Origin of the sequence: Lentzea sp. NPDC102401 (assembly GCF_044765805.1) — a bacterium.
Taxonomy (GTDB): Bacteria; Actinomycetota; Actinomycetes; order Mycobacteriales; family Pseudonocardiaceae; genus Lentzea; species Lentzea sokolovensis.
The window spans coordinates 271,760-295,770 of sequence record NZ_JBIWKS010000003.1; the positions used below are offsets into that span (position 1 = coordinate 271,760).

26 protein-coding genes and 1 tRNA gene are annotated in these 24,011 nt (G+C 68.5%); 10 read left to right on the forward strand and 17 right to left on the reverse strand.

All coding sequences use genetic code 11. The annotated features are described in order from the left end of the window. Positions 1-38: 38 nt before the first annotated feature. From ACIRG5_RS11915 to ACIRG5_RS11960, 10 genes are all read right to left on the reverse strand, one after another. A complete protein-coding gene (locus tag ACIRG5_RS11915) occupies positions 39-944 on the reverse strand; it encodes a DUF4328 domain-containing protein (RefSeq protein WP_402903788.1) in 906 nt (301 codons plus the stop codon). A 2-nt stretch (positions 945-946) separates the two neighbouring features. Next, a complete protein-coding gene (locus tag ACIRG5_RS11920) occupies positions 947-1,285 on the reverse strand; it encodes a rhodanese-like domain-containing protein (RefSeq protein WP_319976276.1) in 339 nt (112 codons plus the stop codon). 58 nt (positions 1,286-1,343) lie between these two features. Next, positions 1,344-2,219, reverse strand: coding sequence for a hypothetical protein (locus ACIRG5_RS11925; RefSeq protein ID WP_402903791.1), 876 nt, complete (start codon positions 2,217-2,219; stop codon positions 1,344-1,346). Then, positions 2,219-2,710 (reverse strand): SigE family RNA polymerase sigma factor, encoded by a 492-nt coding sequence (locus tag ACIRG5_RS11930; protein ID WP_402903794.1) that lies wholly within the window; start codon positions 2,708-2,710, stop codon positions 2,219-2,221. The genes ACIRG5_RS11925 and ACIRG5_RS11930 overlap by 1 nt, the downstream gene beginning before the upstream one ends. A 119-nt stretch (positions 2,711-2,829) precedes the next feature. Next, positions 2,830-4,440: a cation acetate symporter gene (locus ACIRG5_RS11935; protein ID WP_402903797.1), complete on the reverse strand. Its 1,611-nt coding sequence runs from the start codon at positions 4,438-4,440 to the stop codon at positions 2,830-2,832. After that, positions 4,437-4,787 (reverse strand): DUF485 domain-containing protein, encoded by a 351-nt coding sequence (locus tag ACIRG5_RS11940; RefSeq protein WP_402903798.1) that lies wholly within the window; start codon positions 4,785-4,787, stop codon positions 4,437-4,439. Before ACIRG5_RS11940 ends, ACIRG5_RS11935 begins: the two co-directional genes overlap by 4 nt. 258 nt (positions 4,788-5,045) lie before the next feature. Beyond that, complete coding sequence (locus ACIRG5_RS11945; RefSeq protein ID WP_402903801.1) at positions 5,046-6,845, reverse strand: cation acetate symporter; 1,800 nt, start codon at positions 6,843-6,845, stop codon at positions 5,046-5,048. A gap of 1 nt (position 6,846) precedes the next feature. Then, entirely contained in the window at positions 6,847-7,275 is a 429-nt protein-coding gene (locus tag ACIRG5_RS11950) for a hypothetical protein (RefSeq protein ID WP_402903804.1), read from the reverse strand. Then, positions 7,272-8,138 (reverse strand): LytR/AlgR family response regulator transcription factor, encoded by an 867-nt coding sequence (locus tag ACIRG5_RS11955; RefSeq protein WP_402903807.1) that lies wholly within the window; start codon positions 8,136-8,138, stop codon positions 7,272-7,274. Before ACIRG5_RS11955 ends, ACIRG5_RS11950 begins: the two co-directional genes overlap by 4 nt. Positions 8,139-8,201: 63 nt before the next feature. After that, a complete protein-coding gene (locus ACIRG5_RS11960; protein ID WP_402903810.1) occupies positions 8,202-9,062 on the reverse strand; it encodes a S49 family peptidase in 861 nt (286 codons plus the stop codon). A 98-nt stretch (positions 9,063-9,160) separates the two neighbouring features. Between ACIRG5_RS11960 and ACIRG5_RS11965 the strand changes: the two genes are divergently transcribed. Then, positions 9,161-9,328 carry a hypothetical protein gene (locus ACIRG5_RS11965; protein WP_166048541.1) on the forward strand — a complete coding sequence of 56 codons (168 nt, stop codon included), beginning with the start codon at positions 9,161-9,163 and terminating at the stop codon, positions 9,326-9,328. A gap of 211 nt (positions 9,329-9,539) precedes the next feature. Here ACIRG5_RS11965 and ACIRG5_RS11970 read toward each other — a convergent pair whose 3' ends face one another. Further along, on the reverse strand, positions 9,540-10,802 hold the full coding sequence (locus ACIRG5_RS11970; RefSeq protein WP_402903813.1) for a histidine kinase: 1,263 nt from the start codon (positions 10,800-10,802) through the stop codon (positions 9,540-9,542). A gap of 111 nt (positions 10,803-10,913) precedes the next feature. On the opposite strand from ACIRG5_RS11970, the gene ACIRG5_RS11975 reads away from it, so the two are divergent. Genes ACIRG5_RS11975 through ACIRG5_RS11985 form a run of 3 tightly spaced genes read left to right on the forward strand, consistent with a single transcriptional unit; the run spans position 10,914 to position 13,592 of the window. Continuing rightward, entirely contained in the window at positions 10,914-11,621 is a 708-nt protein-coding gene (locus ACIRG5_RS11975) for a (Fe-S)-binding protein (RefSeq protein ID WP_402904902.1), read from the forward strand. Next, positions 11,603-13,021, forward strand: a complete 1,419-nt coding sequence (locus tag ACIRG5_RS11980) for a LutB/LldF family L-lactate oxidation iron-sulfur protein (protein WP_402903815.1) — start codon at positions 11,603-11,605, stop codon at positions 13,019-13,021. Before ACIRG5_RS11975 ends, ACIRG5_RS11980 begins: the two co-directional genes overlap by 19 nt. Beyond that, positions 13,014-13,592, forward strand: coding sequence for a lactate utilization protein C (locus tag ACIRG5_RS11985; protein WP_402903818.1), 579 nt, complete (start codon positions 13,014-13,016; stop codon positions 13,590-13,592). Before ACIRG5_RS11980 ends, ACIRG5_RS11985 begins: the two co-directional genes overlap by 8 nt. Here the strand turns inward: ACIRG5_RS11985 and ACIRG5_RS11990 are convergent. The 4 genes from ACIRG5_RS11990 to ACIRG5_RS12005 form a co-directional block, all read right to left on the reverse strand. Next, positions 13,589-14,035, reverse strand: a complete 447-nt coding sequence (locus tag ACIRG5_RS11990; protein WP_402903819.1) for a hypothetical protein — start codon at positions 14,033-14,035, stop codon at positions 13,589-13,591. The genes ACIRG5_RS11985 and ACIRG5_RS11990 overlap by 4 nt on opposite strands. Before the next feature lie 35 nt (positions 14,036-14,070). Beyond that, positions 14,071-14,937 (reverse strand): Fpg/Nei family DNA glycosylase, encoded by an 867-nt coding sequence (locus tag ACIRG5_RS11995; RefSeq protein ID WP_402903822.1) that lies wholly within the window; start codon positions 14,935-14,937, stop codon positions 14,071-14,073. 15 nt (positions 14,938-14,952) lie between these two features. After that, on the reverse strand, positions 14,953-15,390 hold the full coding sequence (locus ACIRG5_RS12000) for a DUF983 domain-containing protein (RefSeq protein WP_266036465.1): 438 nt from the start codon (positions 15,388-15,390) through the stop codon (positions 14,953-14,955). A 94-nt stretch (positions 15,391-15,484) separates the two neighbouring features. Further along, positions 15,485-16,798 carry a sigma-70 family RNA polymerase sigma factor gene (locus ACIRG5_RS12005; protein WP_402903824.1) on the reverse strand — a complete coding sequence of 438 codons (1,314 nt, stop codon included), beginning with the start codon at positions 16,796-16,798 and terminating at the stop codon, positions 15,485-15,487. Between the two features lie 159 nt (positions 16,799-16,957). Here ACIRG5_RS12005 and ACIRG5_RS12010 point away from each other — a divergent pair, with 159 nt between their 5' ends. Both ACIRG5_RS12010 and ACIRG5_RS12015 read left to right on the forward strand, forming a co-directional pair. Next, positions 16,958-17,356, forward strand: coding sequence for a hypothetical protein (locus ACIRG5_RS12010; RefSeq protein WP_093596160.1), 399 nt, complete (start codon positions 16,958-16,960; stop codon positions 17,354-17,356). A gap of 33 nt (positions 17,357-17,389) precedes the next feature. Then, positions 17,390-17,465: transfer RNA gene (locus ACIRG5_RS12015), tRNA-Gly, on the forward strand. 88 nt (positions 17,466-17,553) lie between these two features. On the opposite strand, the gene ACIRG5_RS12020 is transcribed toward ACIRG5_RS12015, so the two are convergent. After that, on the reverse strand, positions 17,554-18,408 hold the full coding sequence (locus ACIRG5_RS12020; protein ID WP_402903827.1) for an LD-carboxypeptidase: 855 nt from the start codon (positions 18,406-18,408) through the stop codon (positions 17,554-17,556). Between the two features lie 176 nt (positions 18,409-18,584). Between ACIRG5_RS12020 and ACIRG5_RS12025 the strand changes: the two genes are divergently transcribed. Further along, complete coding sequence (locus ACIRG5_RS12025; protein WP_030480288.1) at positions 18,585-19,013, forward strand: OsmC family protein; 429 nt, start codon at positions 18,585-18,587, stop codon at positions 19,011-19,013. On the opposite strand, the gene ACIRG5_RS12030 is transcribed toward ACIRG5_RS12025, so the two are convergent. Beyond that, on the reverse strand, positions 18,988-20,034 hold the full coding sequence (locus ACIRG5_RS12030) for a cytochrome P450 (protein ID WP_402903830.1): 1,047 nt from the start codon (positions 20,032-20,034) through the stop codon (positions 18,988-18,990). The genes ACIRG5_RS12025 and ACIRG5_RS12030 overlap by 26 nt on opposite strands. Positions 20,035-20,090: 56 nt before the next feature. Between ACIRG5_RS12030 and ACIRG5_RS12035 the strand changes: the two genes are divergently transcribed. Genes ACIRG5_RS12035 through ACIRG5_RS12045 form a run of 3 tightly spaced genes read left to right on the forward strand, consistent with a single transcriptional unit; the run spans position 20,091 to position 23,970 of the window. After that, a complete protein-coding gene (locus tag ACIRG5_RS12035) occupies positions 20,091-22,880 on the forward strand; it encodes a BTAD domain-containing putative transcriptional regulator (RefSeq protein ID WP_402903833.1) in 2,790 nt (929 codons plus the stop codon). Positions 22,881-22,919: 39 nt separating this feature from the next. After that, positions 22,920-23,549: a hypothetical protein gene (locus ACIRG5_RS12040; RefSeq protein ID WP_402903836.1), complete on the forward strand. Its 630-nt coding sequence runs from the start codon at positions 22,920-22,922 to the stop codon at positions 23,547-23,549. Positions 23,550-23,577: 28 nt separating this feature from the next. Then, entirely contained in the window at positions 23,578-23,970 is a 393-nt protein-coding gene (locus tag ACIRG5_RS12045; protein ID WP_402903838.1) for a contact-dependent growth inhibition system immunity protein, read from the forward strand. The last annotated feature ends 41 nt before the right edge of the window (positions 23,971-24,011 follow it).

Below are 24,011 nucleotides of genomic sequence, written 5' to 3' on the forward strand. Positions count from 1 at the left end.
CCGGCAGGTCCAGCAGGGCGAACGTCGGTTGAACAGGTTCAGCGGGGCGAGCCGGACGCGCGGACCGACCGCAACGGCGGTTCGGGAGCGTCCTTGACCTCGACGACGCGCATCAGCCGGACGGACGCGGCGTCCACCGGCAGCAACAGCGTGGTGATCCGGCGGACGACCAGCGCCGTCGTCACCGCGACACCGGCGAGCACGAGGTCGGCGAGCGCGTGCAGCAGCACGCCGTCCGCGAGAGCCTGGGTGCTGTCCCGGAACGACCACAGGACCGCGGTCACGAACAGCAGGCCCGAACCGGCCCAAAGGCCCCACCACCAGCGCAGGAGCTTCGACGGACGGGGTCGTTCGTCGGCCGGCCTTCGAGCCACGGCGTGTTCGAGCTCGGCCAGCACGGAACCGGGCACGACGAGGTTCACGCCGGGCACGACCAGCCCGATCAACGCGGCCCGATCCGAACGCGACGGCCCGTAGCCCACGAGTGACGCGGCCACGTTCCGCGCGCGCCGCACCCACAGCAGCGTGAGGATCAGCGACAACACGCAGCCGGTGATCGCGACCGCCGAGGAGGACACCACCAGGGCGTCCGACACGCTGACCACGCCCGGCGACAACGCGCCGTACCGGCTCATCGCGACCAGCACGTAGCGCCAGATCTCGGAGAACGCACCCCACAGGGCGACGAAGCCGAGCAGCCAGAGCGAGTTCTGCGCGGTGCGGCCCAGCCGGCGCACGCCGTCGACCGAGTCGGCCTGCTCGACCGTGCCGGGCACGGCCGTGGGCCAGCGCCACGCCAGCAGCGGAAAACCCCACCGCGGCGGGACCGGGTAGTTCGGCGGGCCGCCGTAGGACAGCCGCTGTGACCGGTTCTGCGGTTGCGGATAAGCGCCGGGTGGCGGAGTCGCCACCCAGTCCACGCGCATCGGCTGCAGCGGCTGCACGATCAGATGACCTCGGGCGCCATGCCGTCGGCGCCGCCCTCGAGAGGACGACCGGCGGCCTCCCAGTGCTGCATGCCGCCCTCGACGTTGACGGCCTCCCAGCCGTTCTCGTTGAGGTACTGGGTCACGCGGGCCGAACGGCCACCGGCGCGGCACACGACGTAGAGCTGCACGTCGTTCGGCACCTCTTCGAGACGGGCACCGATCTCGCTCATCGGGACGTGCAGCGCGCCGGGTGCGTGGCCGGCGTCCCACTCGTCCTGCTCGCGCACGTCCAGCAGTACGGCGCCCTCGGGCAGCTGTGCCGGAACTTCGGCGATCTCCACGCTTGGAACAGTCACGCCGTAGATGTTCCCATGCCGGAGGTTGCACTCACGTGAACCTCCGGCATGGCACACCTCAGACCCCCTCCGCGATGATGGGCCCGAGCCTGGAGAACTGCTCGTCGGTCAGCGGCAGCGTCGGACGTCCCGTGACGTCAGGGTTCGCCGGGGTGCGGGCGGTGACGGACGCGCTGGTGTAGTTGCGCTGTTCGATCTGGATCAGCAGGCCGTCCTCGCGGTACACGGCGAGCGTCTGGGTGAGTGCCTGGATCGACTCGTGCGGCCGCACCTCGTGCAGTTGCGCAACCGAGCCGTCCGGCTGAACGAGCCGTCGGGCGGGCTCGCAGTCTCCGGTCTCCCACAGCCCGTCGTCCGCGCTCGCCTGCGGTGTACCGGCGAACCTGGCGGCCCAGATCCGGATGCTGCCGGTTCCGCTGGAGTCGGACACGTGGAACTCGAAGAGGACGTTGGACGGGAAGCCCGTCACTTCGCCGATGGTCATCTCCGGCAGGAGCTTCTCCGCCTGGTCGCGCCACTTCGCGACGAGCTCGCGGGCCAGCGGTTGCGCCCCGAGGCCCGGCTCCCGCGGCACCGACGGCGCCTTGACGGTGCACAGGGGGATATCGATCGCAGCCCCGCCCCCGCTCGCCGCGGGCGACCAAGTCCTGTACGGGGCCCGGGTCGGCGTGTTGACCCGTGGCCAGCCCAGTGTGTGCTCCACGGTGGAGGGAGCCTCGTTCGGCTGGTCCGCGGGCGTGCGATCCGGAGCCGCGTGGTTCAGCGTGGTGGCGCCGATGCCGATGCCCACCACCGCCACAGCCACGCCGAACATCGCTCCGGCACGCTGGGCGAACACCCGGCGGCGGCCGCGCTTGAGCACGTGGTCCAAGGTCGTCGTAGGAGGCGGAGCGGAGACGTCAAGAGCTCCGCGCAGCTCGTCTTCGATGTTCATCAGGCACACTCCGAGTTGACCGGTTCGCCGTACGCCTCGCGGAGCGTCGCCAAACCCCTGGCTGTCTGACTTTTGACGTTGCCCACCGAGCAGCCCAGCTCAGCGGCCGTCTGCTCGATGGACAGGTCGTGCACGAAACGCAGCACGAGCGCGGCCCGCTGTTTCGGCGCCACCTGTTGCAGCGCCGCGTTCAGCCGGGCGTCCGGGTCGGTGAAACCACCGCCGACGCCGAGTTCGGGCAGGTCGGCGACAGGGCGTTCGCGGTCGCGGCCACGACGCCTGCTGTCGAGGAACAGGCGCGTCACGATGGTGCGGACGTACCCCTCCGCCGTTTCACGCCTGATGCTCGGCCACTTCGCGTAGGCCTTCACGAAAGCGTTCTGCGCGAGTTCTTCCGCTTCGGACCAGTCGCCGCACAACGCGTACGCCGCGCGCCGGGCCCAGTCGAATCTGCTCGTGAAGAACTCCGAGAACTCCTCGTCTCGTCGCACTCCGGTCCCCCAAGGTTCTGCCGCGTTTCGCATCCAATACGCGGTCAGCCAGTCCAGGGTTGCACGCACGAAGAACGGGCCGCCCCCGTGAAGGACGGCCCGTTCTCTTCGAGCGGTGACTAGTGCGCGACGGCCTTCTCGGCGCCCGCGCCGGTGAGGGAGCGGACCTCCATCTCGGCCTGCTTGACGGGGTCGGCCTTGTCCTTCGACAGGATCGTGCCGACGTAGCCGAGCAGGAACGCGACGGGGATCGAGACGATGCCGGGGTTCGACAGCGGGAACAGGTGGAAGTCGGCGTTCTTGAACATCGAGGTCGGCGTGCCGGAGACGGCGGGCGACAGGATGATCAGGGTGATCGTCACGATCAGACCGCCGTAGATGCTCCACAGCGCGCCCGAGGTGTTGAACCTCTTCCAGAACAGCGAGTAGAGGATCGTCGGCAGGTTCGCCGAGGCGGCGACCGCGAAGGCCAGCGCCACGAGGAACGCGATGTTCTGGCCGTTGGCGATGATGCCGCCACCGATGGACACGAGACCGATGACGATCGCGGTGATGCGGGCGACCTTCACCTCGTCGGTCTTGTCCTCGGCGTCACCGTTGCCGTTCTCCTTGCCCTTCTTGATGATGTTGGCGTAGATGTCGTGTGCGAACGACGCCGACGCCGTGATCGTCAAGCCCGCCACGACCGCGAGGATCGTCGCGAAGGCGACCGCCGCGATCAGGCCGAGCAGGATCGGACCACCCAGTTCCAGCGCGAGCAGCGGGGCTGCCGAGTTGGCCTTGCCGGGTGCCGCGTTGATCCTGTCGGGACCGACGAGCGCACCGGCGCCGTAGCCCAGGACCAGGGTGAACAGGTAGAAGATGCCGATCAGCCAGATGGCCCACACGACCGAGCGACGGGCTTCCTTCGCCGTGGGCACGGTGTAGAAGCGCATCAGGATGTGCGGCAGACCCGCGGTGCCGAGCACCAGGGCCAGCGCCAGCGAGAGGAAGTCCAGCTTGCTGGTGCCGGTCTTGCCGTACTGCAGGCCGGGGCCGAGCAGCTTCTCGCCCGCCTTCGGCGCGTTGTCGACCGCGGCACCGAGCAGCGTGGAGAGGTTGAAGCCGTACTTGCCGAGCACCCAGAGGGTCATGACGCCGGCACCGACGATCAGCAGGACCGCCTTGATGATCTGCACCCAGGTGGTGCCCTTCATGCCGCCGATGAGGACGTAGGCGATCATCAGGGCGCCGACCACGGCGATGACGAGGGCCTGGCCACCGGTGCCCGTGATGCCGAGCAGCAGGGCGACGAGACCACCGGCACCGGCCATCTGGGCCAGCAGGTAGAAGAACGAGACGGCCATGGTCGACGTGGCCGCCGCCGCGCGGACCGGACGCTGACGCATCCGGAAGCTCAGCACGTCGCCCATCGTGTACTTGCCGGTGTTGCGCAGCAGCTCGGCGACCAGCAGCAGCGCGATGAGCCACGCCACCAGGAAGCCGATCGAGTACAGGAAGCCGTCGTAGCCGTTGAGCGCGATGGCGCCCGCGATGCCGAGGAACGACGCGGCGGACAGGTAGTCACCCGCGATCGCGATGCCGTTCTGCGGACCCGTGAAGGCGCGGCCGGCTGCGAGGTAGTCGGCAGCGGTCTTGGTGTTGCGGCTCGCCCGGATGACCACGAACAGCGTGATCAGGACGAAGACACCGAAGATGCTGATGTTGAGGATCGGGCTGGACTCGTTCACTTGCCGTCTCCCTCGATCTCACCGCGGAGCTTCTCCGCCAACGGGTCGAGGTTCTTGTTCGCGTGCCGCACGTACAGCGTCGTGATGACGAACGTCGACACGAACTGCAGCAGGCCGAAGATGAGCCCGACGTTGATGTTGCCGAACACCTTGGTGGACATGAAGTCGTGCGCGTAGTCCGCGAGCAGCACGTACAGCAGGTACCACGCGAGGAACAGGCCGGAGACGGGGAATACGAACTTGCGCAGTCGATGCTTCAGTTCGGCGAAGTCATCGCTCGCTTGGACATCGACCCACTTCTGTGCATCGGGGGCCGACTCAGACGGGGTGTGTTCAACGCTGCTCACAGTCCCCTCCTCGCGGTACTCGTCGTAGGTGTCAGCAACGTGACGTGCACGTAATGCCTCCAGGTGCGGTCTGTTCTTGGTCAGGAACCGTATGGAGACTTGAGTCACTCAGGTAAGACCCCGTTCGTGCCGTTGCGCCCAGCAGTCGGGTGATGCGACGAACGGTCAGTATGCGTAGACGAACAGCACTGTGCGTGACCTTGTTCACCGTTCACCGATTCGAGTGACCAAATTTCACCCATTCGAAACGGTGGCTACTCACCGTGTCCGACCCGCTCCCCTGCGCTTGTCCTCGGCCTGCCGGGCCTTCTCCTCGGCGGTCCCGAAGCGGGCGATGTCGCGGTCGCGGATGAAGCCCAGCGGGTCGGGGGCGTGCAGCCGCAGCAGTATCTGGCTGACGTCCGCGGGCACCCGTCTGCGGGTCGCCTTGCTGACCACGATCATGATGGTGAACGCGACCGGCACCGTGATCAGCGCAGGTTGGGTGATGAACGCGGGCGCCCAGCGACCGGTGTAGGAGCTCACGACGCTCACGACCTGAGCGGTGAGGACCATGCCGCCGCCGACCACGAGCCCGCACACGGCGCCCACCCACGTGAGTCCCCGCCACCAGATGCCGAGGACCAGAAGCGGGCAGAAGGTCGATGCCGCCAGAGCGAAGGACATCGCCACCGTCAGTGACGCGTCGGAGCGCGGCAACAGCAGAGCAAGACCGATTGCGACGAGTCCGGTGAACACGGTTGCCCACCGGAAGTCACGAACCTTGCCCGGCATGATGTCCGTCGAGACGACTCCGGCGACCGACACCACGAGCCCGGACGAGGTCGACAGGAACGCCGCGAACGCGCCCGCCGCGACGATCGCGCCGACGATCTGACCGCCCAGGTTCGGCATCATCGTCTCCGGCAGCATCAGCACCGCCGCGTCCGTCTTGCCGTTCACCAGCAGCTGCGGCAGGTAGAGCCGCGACAGCACGCCCAGCACCGTCGGGAAGATGTAGAACAGGCCCAGCAGGTAGAGCACGTGCAACGCCGTGCGGCGGGCCGCCTTGCCGTCCGGGTTGGTGTAGAAGCGGACCAAGACGTGCGGCAGGCCCATCGTGCCGAGGAACGTAGCGAAGATCAGCGAGTACGTCCTGATCAGCTCGGAGATGCCGCCGGTCTGCGGCCGCGTCCAGTCGTAGTTGGTGGTCGGCGAGCCCTCGACCACCGGCACCGGGCTGCCCGCGGCGAACTCCATCTTCGTGCCGGGGCTCAGCTCGTAAACGCCGCGACCCCAGAAGACCGCCCCGTCCGCGTTCCTGCCGTCGATCTGGCCGGTCACCTTCAACGTCAGCGGCTCGTCGACGCGGACCTTCACGACCTGCTCGGCGACGGTGATCGACTCGGCCTTCGGGAACCGGACCACGCCGTCGTCGCTGATCGGCTGCGTGCCGCGGTCGGGAGAGGCCAGGAACACCACGAAGAGCACGAACGTGGGCGCGGCGATCGCGAAGAGCTTGCCCCAGTACTGGAACGCCTGCACGAGCGTGATCGCGCGCATGCCGCCGCCCAGCACGTTGATCACCACGATGGCCGTGACGATCAGGCCGCCGAACCACGCGGGCAGGCCGGTGATCGTGGTCAGTGTGAGACCCGCGGACTGCAGCTGCGGCACCAGGTACAGCACACCGATGCACACCACGAAGAACGTGCTGAAGTGCCGCACGTTCGCCGAGCCCAGCCGCGCCTCGGCGAAGTCCGGCAGCGTGTAGGCACCGGAACGGCGCAGGGGCGCGGCGACGAACAGCAGCAGCGCGAGGTAGCCGGCGGTGAAGCCGACCGGGTACCAGAGGGCGTCGACGCCGTCCTTGAGCACGAGTCCCGCGACACCGAGGAACGACGCCGCGGACAGGTACTCGCCGGAGATCGCGGCGGCGTTGCGGGTGGCCGGGATCGCACGGCGCGCCACCAGGAAGTCCGGGGTGGTGTTCGCCTTGCGCGACCCGACGTAGCCGAGGAGGAACGTGACGGCCGCAACGGCGACGATGGCGCTGAGGCTGTAGACGGTGGCGTTCACGTCAGCGGTCGACCATGTTCACGAAGTCCCGCTCGTGCCGTTCGGCCTGCCTGCGGAAGACCCAGCCGACGCCGTAGAGGATCGGGAAGGGCGCGAGGCCGAGCACGAGCCAGGGAACGGGGATGCCGAGGATCTTCAGATCCCCGATCGACGGAACCAGGTAGAACGTGACCGGCAGCAGGCACATGCCGATCAGGACCACGAAGGCCAGTCCGAACGCGGACTTCAGCTGCTGCCGGATGAGGTCGCGGACCAGCTTCTCACCGACGCTGGTCTGCTCCTCCAGTTCGATGATCGTGCGCAACGCCTTGCCGCGCGACTTCGTGGAGTCCGCGAGCACGACCCTGCGGCGGCGCGGCCTGCTGCCCTGCTCGCCGAGCCAGGCCTCACGGGCGGGCTGCTCCGGCTTTCCCGCGTCGTGCCTGCTCACCAGCCGCTCTTCGGCGGTCGCACGATCCGCTCCTTGAGCTCCTTGGTGTGCCGGCGGCTGACCGGGAGCTCCTTGGCACCCTCACCGGTGCCGATGACGACCGCGTAGCCGTTCGCCGTCATCCGCAGCTCGCTCACCAGCGGCAACGCCACCAGGTACGAGCGGTGGATGCGCACGAACCCCGCGTTCGCCCAGCGTTCTTCGAGCTGCGCGAGCGGGATGCGGACGAGGTGGCTGCCGTCCTGGGTGTGCAGGCGGGCGTAGTCGCCCTGCGCCTCGACGTACCGCACGGACGCGCGCGGCACGAGCTTGATGGTGCCGCCGAGCTCGACGGGGATGACCTCGTCGTCGGTCGGTTCGGCGGGGTTCTGGGCCGTGGTACCGGACGCGGACGTCGGTGCCGCCGTGCGTCCCACCCGATCCGCGACCCGGGAGATCGCCTTGAGGACGCGCTCCTCGTTGATCGGCTTGTTGATGAAGTCGAGCGCGCCGACGTCGAACGCCGTGACGAGCGCGTCCCGTTCCTCGACGCCCGTCACGAAAACGAGCGCGGGCGGATACCGGAACGCGCTGAGCACCCGCGCGAGATCCATCCCGGACAGTCCGGGCATGTTGATGTCCGCGAAGACCGCGTCGACCGGCGGCAGGCCGGCCTTGGTCCTCGCCATGACCTCCTGCTCGTAGTCACCCCTCAGGATGCGCAGAGCCTCGGCGGCGTCGAACGCCGTGAGGACGCGCCTGATGTGAGGGCTGCTCTCGAGCAGGAACTTGATCTCGCTCAGGCCAGGAGCCTCGTCATCGACTGCGAGGACGAGGAGACCGGCGTTGTCTTGGGTACTCACTGTGTCGGGCATCTTGCCCATCAATGTGCGGTCATGTCTACGCCGGGGTAGGCCTCGACACGCCCTGTGAAACCGAACTGATGCTCACAGCCCGAATCGGGACCAGCGCGCACGTTCCTCGACGCTCGCGAGCACCTGCGCCACGAGATCCCCCGATCGGGTGGACGCGCCGGTGAGTCCGAGCTTGGCCAGCAACGGCCTGCGCGGCTCCGCGATCGTCAGTTCGGCGTCCGGGAAGCGCTTCGCGATGACGCTCCTGATCGTGCCGATGCCGTCGACCAGCCCGAGTTCCACGGCCTTGCTACCGGTCCACACCTCACCGCTGAAGAGGTCGGCCTCGGTGCTGAGCTTCGCGCCGCGGCGTTCGGTGACCCACGTCCTGAACTGGTCGTGCAGATCGGAGTGCAGCGTCTTGAGCCACTCGACGTCCTCGGGCTTCTCTGCCTGGAACGGGTCGAGCCGGACCTTGTTCTCCCCGGCCGTGTAGACGCGGCGCTCGACGCCGGCCTTCTCCAGCAGGCCGTTGAGACCGAATCCCGCACTCACGACACCGATGGAGCCCACGAGAGAGGTGCCGTGCGCGTAGATCTCGTCACCTGCGCACGCCAGCCAGTAGCCACCGGACGCCGCCACGTCCTCGCAGAACGCGAGCACCGGCACGTGCTTCTTGGTCGCGAGCTCACGGATGCGCTCGGCGATCAGGGCGGACTGCGTGGGCGCGCCGCCGGGCGAGTTGATGAGCAGGGCCACGGCGATGAGCCGCTCGTTGTCGAACGCCCGGTTGATGGCCGACTCGACGTTCTGGAGGCTGATCGTGTTGCGCGCGACGGGCGAGGACTGCGGGGTGATGACCCCGTGCAACCGCACCGCGGCGACCACCGGAGGCCGCTCACCCCGGTCCATGACCCTCGGGAGACGGGCCGCGATCTTCTCCGTGACGCTCATGTACTCGACAGTACGTGCGTTTCGCGGACACGCGGGAGCCCAACTGCGCTGTCGGTTGCTCCCGCGTGACCTGGAACACAAGGTGCTAGGTTCGGCGTGTGACGTTCAACCCGATCCGCTGGCTCGAACGGTATGTCGAGTGGTGGGACGACCGGGGCAGACAGAACGCGGCCGGGCCGACGCCCATGCACATCTACTGGATGTGGGTGAGCTGGAGCGTGTGCGCCGTCGTGCTGATCACGACTTTGGCTGTGGCAGCACGCTGACCTGCGGGCCTGTCAGCACTTGCAGCTGCTGAACCCCTTGGCGGTGCACTTGATGCAGACGCGGACGCGTTCGGGTGCTTGGTGTTCGTGCACTGGATGATGGCCTTTGCTCGCGGGCGGCGTCTGTTCGGTCAAACGGCCGGCTGTTCATTGGTCAACACCACAATCGGCACGATTCACGCCGGGGTTGAGCATGATTGACCGTGCAAGTTCAGGCGCGGATCGCCGGTTGCTCCGCCGTCATCGGCTCGTCGGTCATCTGCGACCCGATGTTCAGGTTCGGCAGCACGTTGCGGGCGAACTTCGGCACCTTCAGGATCACCTTCGTGCCCGCGTTCGGGGCCGTTTCCACGACCAAGGCGTACTCGGCGCCGAACACGGTCCGCATGCGGTCGTTGATGTTGCCGATGCCGACGTGCGCGCCGGTCTGGTGGGCGTCCTTGATGTCGTCGAGCCGGTCGGGGTCCATGCCGACGCCGTCGTCCTCGACGCTGATCAGGGCCTCGTTGCCGTTGTCCTCGGCGGTGATGGTGAGCATGCCGCCGCCGGGCTTCTTGGCCAGGCCGTGCCGCACCGCGTTCTCGACGAGGGGCTGCAGGACCAGGAACGGCAGAACGACCTGCAGGACCTCGGGCGCGATGCGCAACCGGACGCTCAGCCGGGCGCCGTAGCGGGCCTGTTCGATGGTCAGGTAGCGATGGATGTTGGTCAACTCATCGGCGAGGGCCGTGAACAAGCCGTCGGTGCGGAACGAGTAACGCGTGAACTCCGCGAACTCCTGCAGCAGCTCTCGGGCGTGCGCGGGGTCGGTGCGGATCAGCGACGAGATCGTGTTCAGCGCGTTGTAGACGAAGTGCGGCGAGATCTGGGCTCGCAGGGCCTTGACCTCGGCCTGGGCCAACGCCTGGCGCTGCTTCTGGACGACTTCCAGTTCGAGCTGGGTCGAGACGAAGCGGGCGGTCTCCTCCGCCATGCGGATCTGGCGCTTCGACGCGACGCCGGAGACCACGATCAACGTGCCGGCGACGTCTCCCTCGACAACCAGCGGCACCACGACAACGCTGTGCAGGGAGCACGGGCCCTGCAGTTCGCAGCCGAGCTTGCGGTGGTCGACGTGTTCCTTGTGGCAGTTGTTGATGGCACGGGCGACCGTGTCGCGGAGGTACTCGTAGTGGTCGTTCGCGCCGCCGTCCCACGAGAGGACGGTGCCCTCTTCGTCGGTGATGGCGACCGCGACGCACCGCAGCATCTCGCGCAGGTGCGGTGTGGCCTTGTCGGCGGCCTCCTGGGTCAGGCCCGCGCGGAGATCGCTCGACGCCTTGGACATCCGGTCGAGCATGTCCATCACAGCATCCTCGACGGAGGTGCTGACTCGTCGAGCGCGGCACAGCATCACGAAGAGGCCCAGAACGGCCAGGGTCGCGATGACGCCGAGCACAGCGCGCTCGGTCAACAGGTCGCCCACGGTGCACATGCTGTGCTGTGGGGCACCCCTATAGCAAGAGGCGCGCCCGGCGTACCCCCGTACGGTCCACCGATCCGGGTAGACATCCGATGAATTTGGGGAGAGGGTGTGCCCGTGAAAGTGGCTCTGTTCGCGACCTGCCTGACCGACACGTTCTTCCCGGAGACGGCCCGTGCCGTGGTGCGTTTGCTGGAGCGGCTCGACTGCACGGTCGAGTTCCCGCTCGATCAGACGTGCTGCGGCCAGATGCACTTCAACACCGGCTACCGGGAACTGTCGAAGCCGCTGGCGCGCAAGTACACCGACGTCTTCGGCGGCTACGACTACGTGGTTGCGCCATCCGGGTCATGCGCGGGCATGGTCCGCGAGGTCCATCCCACGCTCGGTGAGTCTCCGCCGCGCACGTTCGAGCTCGCGGAGTTCCTCGTCGACGTGCTCGGCGTGACCGACGTCGGCGCCTGGTTCCCCCACCGGGTCACCTACCACCCCACGTGTCACTCGTTGCGCATGCTGGGGGTCGGCAACAAGCCGTTGGCGCTGCTCAGGGCCGTGAAGGCACTCGATCTGGTGGAACTGCCGGACTCGACGCAGTGCTGCGGCTTCGGTGGCACGTTCGCGATCAAGAACGCCGAGACGTCCACGGCGATGCTCGCGGACAAGATGCGGTGTGTGCTCGACACCGGCGCCGAGGTGCTGTGCGCCGGCGACAACTCCTGCCTCATGCACATCGGAGGCGGGCTCTCGCGACTGCGCGCGGGCGTCCGGCCGGTGCACCTGGCGGAGATCCTGGCTTCGACGGAGGAGGACCCGTGGCGCGCAACCCCGTGACGTGGCTGGGCAGCCCGACGTTCCCCAAGGCCGCCAAGGAGGCGTTGAACGACACCCAGTTGCGACAGAACCTGCGCAAGGCCACCGGGACGATCCGGGGACGCAGGGCGGCCGCCGTCGCCGAGATGACCGACTGGGAGATGCTCAGGGTCGCCGGCGAGCAGATCAAGGACGACGTCCTGGCGCGCCTCGACACGTTGCTCGTGCAGCTCGAGGAGTCGGTCACGGCGCGCGGAGGCGTCGTCCACTGGGCCCGCGACGCCGAAGAGGCCAACCGGATCGTGCTCGACCTCTGCCGGGCGGAGCAGGCGACCGAGGTCGTCAAGGTCAAATCCATGGCCACGGCCGAGATCGGGCTCAACGAGGCCCTCGAAGCCGGTGGCGTGCGCGCGATCGAGACCGACCTCGCCGAACTGATCGTGCAGCTCGGCGAGGACCGGCCGTCGCACATCCTGGTGCCCGCGATCCACCGCAACCGCTCGGAGATCCGCGAGATCTTCCAGCGCCGCATGGGGGTCGAGGTCTCCGACGAACCGGCGGACCTCGCCGAGGCGGCACGCGTGTACCTGCGGCAGAAGTTCCTCACGACCAAGGTCGCCATCTCGGGCGCGAACTTCGCGGTCGCCGACACCGGGTCGATCGTGGTGCTGGAGTCCGAGGGCAACGGCCGGATGTGCCTGACGCTGCCGGACACCCTGATCACCGTGATGGGCATCGAGAAGCTCGTGCCGTCGTGGCAGGACCTCGAAGTCTTCCTGCAGTTGCTGCCCCGCTCGTCCACCGCGGAACGGATGAACCCGTACACGTCGGTCTGGACCGGCGTGACGCCCGGCGACGGCCCGCAGAACTTCCACCTCGTGCTGATCGACAACGGCCGCACGGCGACTTTGACGGATTCCGTCGGGCGCCAGGCACTTCGGTGCATCCGCTGCTCGGCGTGCCTCAACGTCTGCCCGGTCTACGAACGCACCGGCGGCAAGTCGTACGGCTCGGTCTACCCCGGCCCCATCGGCGCGATCCTGACGCCGCAACTGGTCGGCGACCTGCACGACCCGCAGGCGGCCTCACTTCCTTATGCCTCTTCACTGTGCGGCGCGTGCTTCGAGGTCTGCCCGGTGCGGATCGACATCCCGTCGGTGCTGACCCACCTGCGCGCCGAGGTCGTGGAAGCCAAGGGACGCACCGCGGAGTCCGTCGCGATGTCGGCCGCCGCGTGGATGTTCCGGGAGGCCTCGCGCTACGAGAAGGCGCAGAAAGCCGGTGCCCTGGCCCGTTTCCTGGCGCGCGACGGCAAGATCACGTCGCTGCCGTGGCCGGGCTCGAAGTGGACGTCCTCCCGCGACGTGCCCGCACCGCCGTCCGAGTCGTTCCGCGCGTGGTGGAGGAAGAACCGTGGCTAGTGCACGAGAAGAGATCCTTCAGCGCATCCGCAACGCTCAAGTGCCGGCGGCTGTGCCCGTTGTCCGCGGCTACAACCAGACAGGCTCCGGCAGCATCGAGCTGTTCGCCGAACGGGTCGCGGACTACCGCGCGATCGTGCACGTCGTCACGAACGTGCCCGAGTCGCTGGAAGCCTTGAAGGGCAAGCGAATCGTCGCTCCCCAGGACGTTCCGGCCGAGTGGTTGGTCGACGGCGTCACGTGGCTGCACGAGCCGCTCACGATCGACGAGCTCGACCAGGCCGACGGCGTGCTGACCGGGTGCGCGGCCGCGATCGCGGACACCGGCACGATCGTGCTGGACGCCGGCGAGGCCCAGGGACGCCGCGCGCTCACCCTGCTGCCCGACTACCACCTGTGCGTGGTGCGGGCGGACCAGATCGCGGCGTCGGTGCCGGAAGCGTTGCAGCGGCTGGATCCCACGCGGCCGCTGACGTTCATCAGCGGTCCGTCGGCGACCAGCGACATCGAGCTCAGCCGGGTGGAGGGCGTCCACGGCCCCCGCACCCTGGAGGTTCTGATCGTCACCTAACCGCAGTGGACTCCGACGGCGTCCTTGATGGCCATCTCGTCGTAGTAGTAGGTGATCGCGCGAATCGTCACGCACTTGCCCTTGGCGTACACCTTGACCGGGCCGGCGTAGTACTGGAAGTTGCCGGAGTCGAAGTCGTTGTTGTAGCCGGGGCGGTTGTTGTCGTCCTCGCGGAAGTCCTGGTTGTACATGGAGATGCTGGCCTGGTGCTTGAACTGCGAGTAGTAGGCCGTCTTCACGTTGGCCGCGCAGTTGTAGCCCGTGCTGGAGTTGTAGTAGAGCCGGATGGTGCTCAGGTGGTTCGGCACGCGCGACATCACCTTGTAGGTGTCGATCAACGAGCCCGTGCACCCGTACTCGGCCGCGTGGGCGTTCATCGGCGCGAGGACCAGGGCCGCGGCGGCGGCCGCCACGACGGCGGCGGCTTTCCTCAGACGTGTCATGCGCCCGAGGATGGGCCGGGCCGGTTAAGCAGCGGTTATTTGAGCAGGCGGGACAACCGGCGGTCGGCCAGCGGCTTGCCGCCGGTCTGGCACGTCGGGCAGTACTGGAAGGCCTTGTCCGCGAACGACACCTCACGAACCGTGTCGCCGCACACCGGACACGGCAGCCCGGTGCGTGCGTGCACCCGCAGCCCCGACCGCTTCTCGCCCTTGAGCCGTGCCGCGTCCTGACCGACGGACCGTGCGACCGCATCGGTCAGGGTGGTGAGCATCGCCTCGTGCAGATGGTCGAGCTGTTCGGAGTTCAGCTTGCCCGTCGTCGCGTACGGCGAGAGCCGGGCCATGTGCATGATCTCGTCGGAATAGGCGTTGCCGATGCCCGCGATCAGGGTCTGGTCGGTCAGCGACGTCTTGAGCCGCTCGGTCCGCTTGTCGAACAGGTCTTCCAGCTGCGTGCGGGTGATCCCCAGCGCGTCGGGGCCCAGCCTGGCGACGCTCGGGATGGTCTTCGGGTCGCGCACGATCCACGCGGCGAGGCCCTTCTTCGTGCCCGCTTCCGTCAGGTCGAACCCAGGCCCCTGGCCGGGCGGACCGAGGTGCACGCGCAACGCGAGTGGTCCGCGGCCCTGTTTGGGCGGTGGTGCGGACATGGTGTCCGCCCAGCGCAGCCAGCCGGCGCGGGCGAGGTGGACGACCAGGTGCAGGCCGTCCGCGACTTCCAGGTCGAGGTGCTTGCCGTGCCGGTGCGCGGCGACGACCTCTTGGCCGTGCAGTGCGGTCCACGGCGGGTCGAACGTCTTGAGGACCTGCAGCGAAGCCACGTCGACGCGGTGCACCACACGGCCCACCGCGTTCTCACGCAGGTGGTGGACCAGTGCTTCTACCTCGGGTAGCTCGGGCACCAGACCAGTGTCGCATCAGTCGACGGGTTGCAGCGGACCTTCGACGTCCGGCAGCGAGTGCATCTCGATCGTGCGGGCCACGCGGGAGGCCTCCTGGCGCACCGCCATCGGACCGCGAACCGAGCCGATCCACCGCTCGGGTGGCAGCTCGTCGGCCGTGGCCTTGCTCTCCGCGACCAGCGTGTGCGGGCGGCGCAGCGCCCAGCGGACCGGGAAGAACGCGAACAGGAAGATCAGCGCGAGGATCAGCCAGGCGGGGACGACGACCTGCTCCGGCGTCCAGGCGATCAGCACGACCACCATGACGGCGAGCATGCCCGCCATCATGATCCCGGGCAGCACACCACCGCTGACGTCGTGTTCGAAGTCGTCGGACTCCACCGGGTTGCGCCACTCGATGCGGCTGTGGACAGTCCACATCCGCCCGTCAGCACCGCGCACCAGCCGCGTCATGTACCCGTCTCCCACAGTCGGTCGGTCTTGGACAAACCGTACCTGGCGGAGGCAGAGCCTTGTGGGTGAACTCGGCTGAGCTTGATCGTCACCGTCAGTTTTCGAGTGCCGGCTTCGGGTAGAGCGTGATCGTCGTGGCCGTGGTCTGCGGCGTCGAGCACGGTTCGGAAGACGACGACGGCGGTTCGGAAGACGACGGCGTGTCGAGCGACGTGATGTCCCGCGTCGTGGTCGGCACCGAGGTGACGACCTCGGACTTCTCCGACGACTCCACGATCTTCTCCGCCCGCTCCACCGGCGGGTCCTGGCGCTGGTCGCTGGTCGGCACCGGCACGGACGTCGTCCTGCGCACGGTCTCCTGCCGCTGCCCGCCGCCGGGGTTGATCACGTTCTCCTGCAGCTGCTGCTGGTGTCCCTGCGGCGGCGGCTGGGCGACCACGAGCTCCTGGCTGTGCTCGGAGCTCGTCGAGTTCGAGGTGTTCATCGCGACGACCGGGTTCTGGTCCGGCTGCAGCACGGCGACACCGGGGCCGCCGTTGAACACCGCGGCCATCGTCCCGAACAGGCCGATGGTCGCCACGCTCGCCGCCGCGACGGCCAGTTTCGCCTTCGTGAGGAAGACCTTCCCGGCGAACGCGAGCCCCAGCGTGGTCGGCACGATCAGCAACGCCGAGTTGGCGCGCAGCGTCGCGCAGACCTCGTTCAGCTCGGTGTAGAGCTGGGTGCAGGCAGAACAGGTGTCGAGGTGGGCGCGGATCCGGCGTTCTTCGACGCCCTGGACCCCGCCCGCGGTGTAGGTGCCGAGCTTCGAACGGATCGCCGCGCACGACGAACGCCCGTCGTCAGCCGCGAGGTGAGCCTGCAGGTACGCCGCGCGCAGCCCCTCGCGCGCACGCCGGGCCAACGCCGACATGGCGTTCGGCGAGAGTCCGAAGTGCGGTGCCACGGTGGCGGGGCGTTCGCCCTCCACCTCGACGCGCCACAGCACGACCCGCCAGCGTTCGGGAAGGCTGGAGAAAGCCCTGGTGATGAGGTTGTGCTCGGCCCGGCTGTTCGCGTTGTCGCTCACCGGTTCGACGCGCCGGCCCAGTTCCTCGTCCTCGACGGGCACGTCCCGGCGCCGCCCGCTCCACTCCCACGCGACGCGGCGTGCGACGGTCAGCAGGTAGGTGCGGACGTGGTCCGTGGGACCGCTGCCGCGGCGAATCGCCTGCAGCATGCGGAAGAACGCCTCAGCGGTGAGGTCGTCCGCCTCAGCCGCCTCGCGGACGTGCCTGAGAGAGAAACGGCGGATCGCGTCCGCATGCCGGGAGAACAGTTCGCCGTAGGCCGAGTCATCTCCCTCGCGCACTCTGGCGAGCAGGTCCCGGTCGACCTCGTTCTCGTCGACCATCACAGGCTTCAACATGCCACAAGGGGCCAGACCTGCTCCTCGATGAGAACAGGTCGATACACAAGACCATCCGTTCGGCGTGGGCTGATCAGCGCAACGCATTCGGTGACAGGACGGTCACAGGTGGGCGTCGGCCCGTCGGCGGAAGAAGATCCAGCGACTATCGTCACGCCCGTGGTGGACTGGCGAGAACGCGCCTCGGCCCTCGTGCCGGAACTTCGGGCTGTCGCCGAGACCGAGGAGTGGTCCTGCCACGTCTTCTTCTCCGAGCTGTACCAGCTGGCCCAGGAAGCGCACCGCGAGCAGGCCGACGACGTGCTCCGGCGCGCGTACGGCTTCGCGCACTGGTGCTTCCACCAGCCGGAGCAGTTCCTGGAGAACGCGGCCTTGATCAGCTTCTACGAGCACGTGTTCGACGACTGGGACCTCCGCGAGGAGGTGGCCGCGTGGCTGCCGGTCGACGTGCTGCCCAAGGTGCGGGCGCTGTGGGAGTGGCGCTGGCCGAAGGAGCAGTTGGACGAGGTAGATCAACTGCTGGCCGGTTTGGAACCCCCCTCGCAAGATGCCGTTTAAGGGCTGTTGTATAGTTCTCTCCCGTAAGGCAGTGCGGATGTAGCGCAGTTGGTAGCGCATCACCTTGCCAAGGTGAGGGTCGCGAGTTCGAGTCTCGTCATCCGCTCCACGCACAGGCGGCTCATGCTCATGGAGAGCATGAGCCGTTTGCGTTCCGCCATTATTTTGGGGGGACGACCCCCCAAGCCCCCCGGCGATCACTTCACGGCAGGGTCGATGGTGAGCGTGCCCGCGTCGGCGTCCAACTCGGCCATTGGTCCAAGCGCGATGGACAACGGGTGGTCACCGTGGCCGACGTCGATGCCGCCGATCACCGGCACCCCCAGAGGCTCCAGCCGGTCGCGCAGAACGTCGAGGACGGTCCAGTCGCGGTCGACGAAGTCCTCGAACCCCGGGAACCGGCCGAGCGCGACCCCGCGCAGCCCCCGCAGCGAGCCCGACCGGATGAGTTGCGTCAGCTGCCGGTCGACGTGTCCCAGCCCGACCGCCCGCGGGGCCTCCAGGAACAGGATCGCGCCGTCCAGGTCGGGCATCTCGGCACCCACGGACCAGGCGAGGGTGCCGAGATGCCCGCCGACGAGGTTGCCCGTCGCCACACCACCCACCTGGACGGCCGCCGTGAGCGCCTCCTGGTCGCGACGCAGCACGGCGGGTTCGGTCTCCATCAGCAACGACCGCGTCGAGGCCGCCGAGCGAGCGCCGGCCAGGAAGCCGTGGATCCCGGCGACACGGCAGTGCCGCCACAGGGCCAGGTGCAGGCTGGTGATGTCACTGAACCCCACCAGCGGTTTGGGGTCGGCGCGCACGGCGTCGAAGTCGAGGTCGTGGGCGATGCGGTACGCGCCGGCGCCACCTCGCGTGGCGATGACCGCCCGCACTCCGGGATCGCGGTAGGCGTCGTCGAGATCGGCCAGCCGATCGGAGTCCCTGCCCGCCAGGTAGCCGTGGCGGTCCAGCGCGTGCTCGCCCACCTCGGCGACCAGTCCCCAGCTCTCCAGCGCCCGCACGGACTCAGCGAGCTCCTCCTCACTCGGGAAGCTCGCGGGTGACACGAGACGAACCCGATCTCCGGCAACGACACGTGGAGGCAGCACGACGTTCACACGACAGACTCTCGCAGCCGGAGTCGAGTGGTTCTCGGGGTGATCTCCGAGCCCACCCGTGAAAGGGTGGTGGAGTCCGCTCGCATCAACCTGATCGAGCCCGTTCGACAAAGGACATGGAGATCATGGCCATCAAGCAGACGGCAAACGCTCACTGGGAAGGCTCCCTCGTCGAGGGCAAGGGGAACGTCAGCCTCGCCACCTCCAACAGCGGCAGCTTCGACATCGACTGGAAGGCGCGCGCCGAGGAAGCGGGCGGCAAGACCAGCCCCGAGGAGCTCATCGCCGCCGCGCACTCCGCCTGCTACTCGATGGCCCTGTCGCACGGCCTGACCGGTGCCGGCACCCCGCCCACCTCGATCGACACCAAGGCCGAGGTGAGCTTCCAGGCGGGCGTCGGCATCACCGGCATCCACCTGACCGTCCGCGCCAACGTGCCCGGCCTGTCCCAGGAGGACTTCGTCACGGCCGCCGAGGGCGCCAAGGCGAACTGCCCGGTCTCCAAGGCGCTCGCGGCCGTCGAGAACATCACCCTCGACGCTGCCCTGGTCTGAATCGCAGCGCCGCGGGCCCGTGACTGATCAGGTGCCTGCGGTAGCGCACGTCGCCGGGCTGCTCGGCCACCTCGGACGAGCGGTCGAGCAGCTCTTCGGCGACGATCCGGCCCTCCAGCTTCGCGAGCTGGGCGCCGAGGCAGTAGTGCGGTCCGTGCCCGAAGCCGAGATGGCCTGGCACGGACGGCCTTCCCGGGTCGAAGTCCTCGGTGAACACCTTCGGGTCGCGGTTGCCCGCCGCGTAGTCGAGGAACAGGTGGTCGCCCTCGGCGATCTTCACCCCGCCCATGGTCACCGGGCACGTCGCCGTCCGGAAGAAACCGATGAACGGCGTGTCCAGACGCACGACCTCCTCGACCACGCCGCCCAGCCGTCGCTCCTTGGCGTCGAGTCGCAGCACCGTGCTGGCCAGCATGTTCGTGGTCGAGTCGGTCCCGGCCACGACGATCGCGAGGCACAGCGACAGCCGTTCCTGCTCGGACAGCTGCCCGCCCCTGAACGCGTCCGAGCGGGCGAAGTAGGCGCAGAACTCGTTCATCCCGGCGAAGTACGACCCGAGCACGCGCTCGCTGACCTCCTCGCCGCTGGTCAGTTCCAGCACCGGTGCCACGAACTCGCGGAACAGCGGGAAGTCCGCTTCCGGCACACCGAGCACGTCTCCGACGACGCCCAACGCGAACGGCGCGGCGAACTGGCTGACGAAATCGGCCTCTTCCGGTAGTTCGTCGAGCAGAGTCCGTGCGCGTGCCCTAATTGTGTCAGCCATTTGGCGCACGGCCGTTGGAGTGAATTTCTGATTCGCCGCCGCACGAATCCGGGCGTGCCTGGTGCCGTCCGCCGCGTTGAGCGAGGACATCAGTTCCAACAATCGCCGCTGCTCCGGCGGCATCATCGCCGCCACGGCCGCGACCTGCGGACCTGCCATGTTCCGGGAGGAGAACGTCACCGGATCAGCCAGCACGGCACGCAGGTCGGCGTATGCGGTGACGCGCTGGGCGTTGATTCTCGGGTCGAATTCCATTGCGATATCTTTGCGCGGTTCCAGCCTTTGTCGGGGGCTGACGACAGGACGAAAACGTGATAATCCGGCTGCTCGGACCGCTCGAACTCACCGGTCCGAACGGAGCAGTCCAGCTCAGCAGCGCGGGACAGAGAACCCTGGTGGCACGGCTGGCGCTGAACCCGGGAGAGACGGTGCCGAGGAGTGCGCTCGTGGACGCGCTCTGGTCGGACGAGGCGCCGGCGAGCGCCACGAAGACCCTGCACAGCCTGCTCGCCCGTCTGCGCGGCCAGATTCGCGACGCCGGGCTCGGTGAGTTGATCACCACCCGCGAGCCGGGCTACGTGCTGAACGCGCCTGCGGACACCGTTGATGTCGCACGGTTCGAGGCGCTCGTCGCAGCAGCACGGCACAGCGACGAACCGTTGCAGTCCGCGAAGATGCTGCGCGAAGCCCTGGCGTTGTGGAGCGGCGACCCGCTCGCGGACTGCCGGCCGGGCGAGTGGACCCGGCAGGAGTCCGCGCGGCTCCTCGACCTGCGGATGGACGCGACCGAGGACCTGATGGAGGCGTCGCTGGCGCTCGGCGAGCACGCCGCGGTGGCGCCGCTGGTCAACTCGCTGGTCGAGCAGCACCCGTTCCGCGAACGGCTGTGGGAACAGCTGATGATCGCGCTCTACCGGTGCGGCAGGCAGGCCGAGTCGCTGGCCGCGTTCCAACGGGCGCGCGGTGCCCTGGTCGACGAGCTCGGGATCGAGCCCGGCCCGCGGCTGCGCGATCTCGAACAGGCGGTGCTGACCGCCGATCCGCGCCTCGACCTGCCCGAACGCGCGCCGGCCCCAGTGCGCGGCAACCTTCCCGCCGACCGGTCGAGCTTCGTGGACCGCCCGGAGTCCGAGCACGTCGCCGACCTGATCAGGAAGCACCGGCTGGTCACGCTGATAGGCGTCGGCGGAGTGGGCAAGACGCGGCTGGCGGTGCACGTGGCGCGCGCCGAGCAGCCTCCGGACGGCGTGTGGCTGGTGGAGTTCGCGGCGTTGCGCGACCGCGCCCTGGTCCCCCACACCGTCGCCGAGGCGCTGGGCGTGGTCGACCAGACCGGGCGCGGGCAGCTGAGCGTCCTCACGGAGTTCCTGGCCGGCAAGGACGCGTTGCTGGTGCTGGACAACTGCGAGCACGTCGTGGACCACTGCGCGGTCCTGGTGGACACGCTGCTGCGGGTGGCTCCGAACCTCCGTGTCATCGCCACGTCCCGTCGCGCGCTACGGGTCTATGGCGAGCAGGTGATGTCCGTGGCGCCGTTGTCCGTGCCGTATCCGGCGGCGACGTTGTTCGCCCAACGCGCCGACGCGGCGATTCCAGGCTCGTTCGTCATCACGCGCGCGAACGAGCAGGCCGTCACAGACCTGTGCAAAAGGCTCGACGGCATCCCGCTGGCGATCGAGATGGCGGCGTTGCGGGTGCGCGCGCTGACGCCGGCACAGCTGCTGGAACGGCTGGACGACAGGTTCCGGGTGCTCACCGACGGCGGACGCACCGCGTTGCCGCAGCACCAGACCCTGCTCGCGACGATGGAGTGGAGCTTCGACCTCTGCTCACCGCGCGAACAGCTGCTGTGGGCGCGGGCGTCGGTCTTCGCCGGCAGCTTCGACCTGGCCGCGGCCGAGGCGGTGTGCTCCGACGAGTCGCTGACCGCGGACTTCATGTTCGACGCGGTCGACGGGCTGGTCGACAAGTCCGTGCTGCAGCGCGAAGAACACGCGGGCGTGGCGCGCTATCGGTTGCTGGAGACCATGCGCCAGTTCGGGCAGACGCGGTTGCGTGCGGGCGATGAAGAGCCACGGCTGAAGACGCGCCATCGTGACTGGTACGCAGGTGTTGCCCTGCAAGGAGAACGGGCCTGGTTCACGCCGCGGCAGGCCGCGACCGTCGGAGCGATGACGGCAGAACGCGGCAACCTGCGAGCGGCGCTGGAGCACTCACTGACGACACCGGGAGAGGCCGACTCGGGGCTGCGGCTGGCGGCGACGCTGTGGTTCTACTGGGTCGGCTGCGGCCGGTTCGCCGAGGGACGGCACTGGCTGAACTGGGCTTTGTCGCTCGAGACCCAGCCGTCACGGGCACGGTGCAAGGCGTTGTGGGTCACCGGATACCTGGCGACGTTGCAGGGCAACACGTCCGCGGTGCCGGCGTTGCTGGAGCGGTGCCGCACCGAGGCCGCGCTGCTGGACGACGAGGACGCCGACGTCTACGCGACCTACGTGCAGGGCGCGTCGGCCGTGTTCGACGACGATCTGCCGCTGGGAGCGACGTTGCTGGCCGAGGCCGACCGCCGGCACGCCGAGCTCGGGCACATGGACAGCAACGTGGTCATGGCGCGCGTGGCGTTGGCGATCACCGTGGCGTTCGGCGGCGAACTCGACCGTGCTGCGGAGATCTGTGCCAAGGCACGGGACGTGTGTGAGGAGAACGGTGAGCTGTGGGCACGCGCGTTCGCGTTGTACGTCCTGGCTTTCGTCTCGATGGGACGCGGTGACGTCGCCGGGGCCCGTGAGCTGGCCCTCACCGCGTTGCGCATCAAGGAGAAGTTCAACGACCTGCTGGGCATCGCGGTGTCCGTGGAGCTGCTGGCGTTGATCTCGGTGGTCACCGGGTCCGCGTCGCACGCCGCGCTGCTGCTGGGCGGCGCGGACCGGGTGTGGCAGTCGGTCGGGTTGCCGCTGTTCGGTTCCGCGAACTTCGCCGCTTCGCACGACCAATGCGTGGCGTTGTGCCGGCAGGCGTTGGGACCGGAAGCGTACGAAGAACACTTCGCGCGCGGTGCGGCGATGACCGTGACCTCGGTGGTCGCGGCCGCGCAGTCGTGACGCAGGTTCCGTGCAACCGGGGGTGGGCAGGCTGGCCGGATGAGGACCAGCGTGCGCACTCCAGACGCGGGAACCGTCGAGGAAGTGCTGAAACTCGCCGCCAGGGCACCGTCGTTCGGCATCGTTCCGCCGTGGCGATGGCGAACTGGCAACGAGTGCCTTGAGCTCCTGACGACACGCACGGACCAGGCGGCGTTGCTCGCGTGTGGTGCGGTGCTGCACCACGTACGGGTCGCGTTGTCGGCGATGGGCTGGGACTGCCACGTGCTGCGGGCTTCTCAGCCGGACGGCCAGGTCGCGTCGGTGCACCCGCGCTGGGAGCTCGACCCGTTCTCGTGCGAGGTGGCTCCGGCGGCGGCGATCTCGTTGCGCAGGGCCGATCCGCGGCCTTACACGGCCGACGAGGTGCCGGACTCGGCGCTGACGTGGCTGCTGCACGCGGCCCGCGCCGAGAACTGCGACATCGAACTGGTCGCGCGGCGCAACGGTGTCCTGCTGCGGATGGTCGGGCACGACTGGCTGAGCGTGGGCGAGGCGGTGAGCGGCGTGCTGCTGGCGTCGACGGTGTGGGGCCTGGCGTCGCAGGTGTTGCTGCACGAGGGCGAGGTGCTCGTCCGCGTGGGCTGGCAGTCGCCCAATGCCGAACCGTTGCCTCAGTCAGCCCGCTAGGGCGCCCTTTTGCGTGGACCATGGGTGCGTGGACCGGGACAACACGCTCGCGCACCTGAGCGAGGACGACTGGCGCAGACCCGACTCGTCGTCGACCCAGCTCTACCGCGACCTGTGCGCGCTGCGCGACCTGCCGGTGGGACAGCTGACGCCGACGTCGTTGCACCTGCTCGTGACGCATCAGGTGGGGCTCGACGTGACCGCGCTGCTGGCGCTGGAACACGTCGAGTGCGACCCGCTGTGCTCGGTCGCCCTGTACCCCGGCGACCTGCTCGCAGCTCTACTGAGAGTAGACCACTCCTTCTGGGCCGATCACCCTGAGTTACTAGCCAGGATGTCGGGAATTCTTGATCGACTTCGCACGCTGCCGGACGGCGACTGGCACCTTCTGGTGTCCGCGGCCGAGCAGTTTCCCGGTTAGGCGCCCGTTAGGCGAGTCTTTGCCGGGACCTGAGTTCCTTG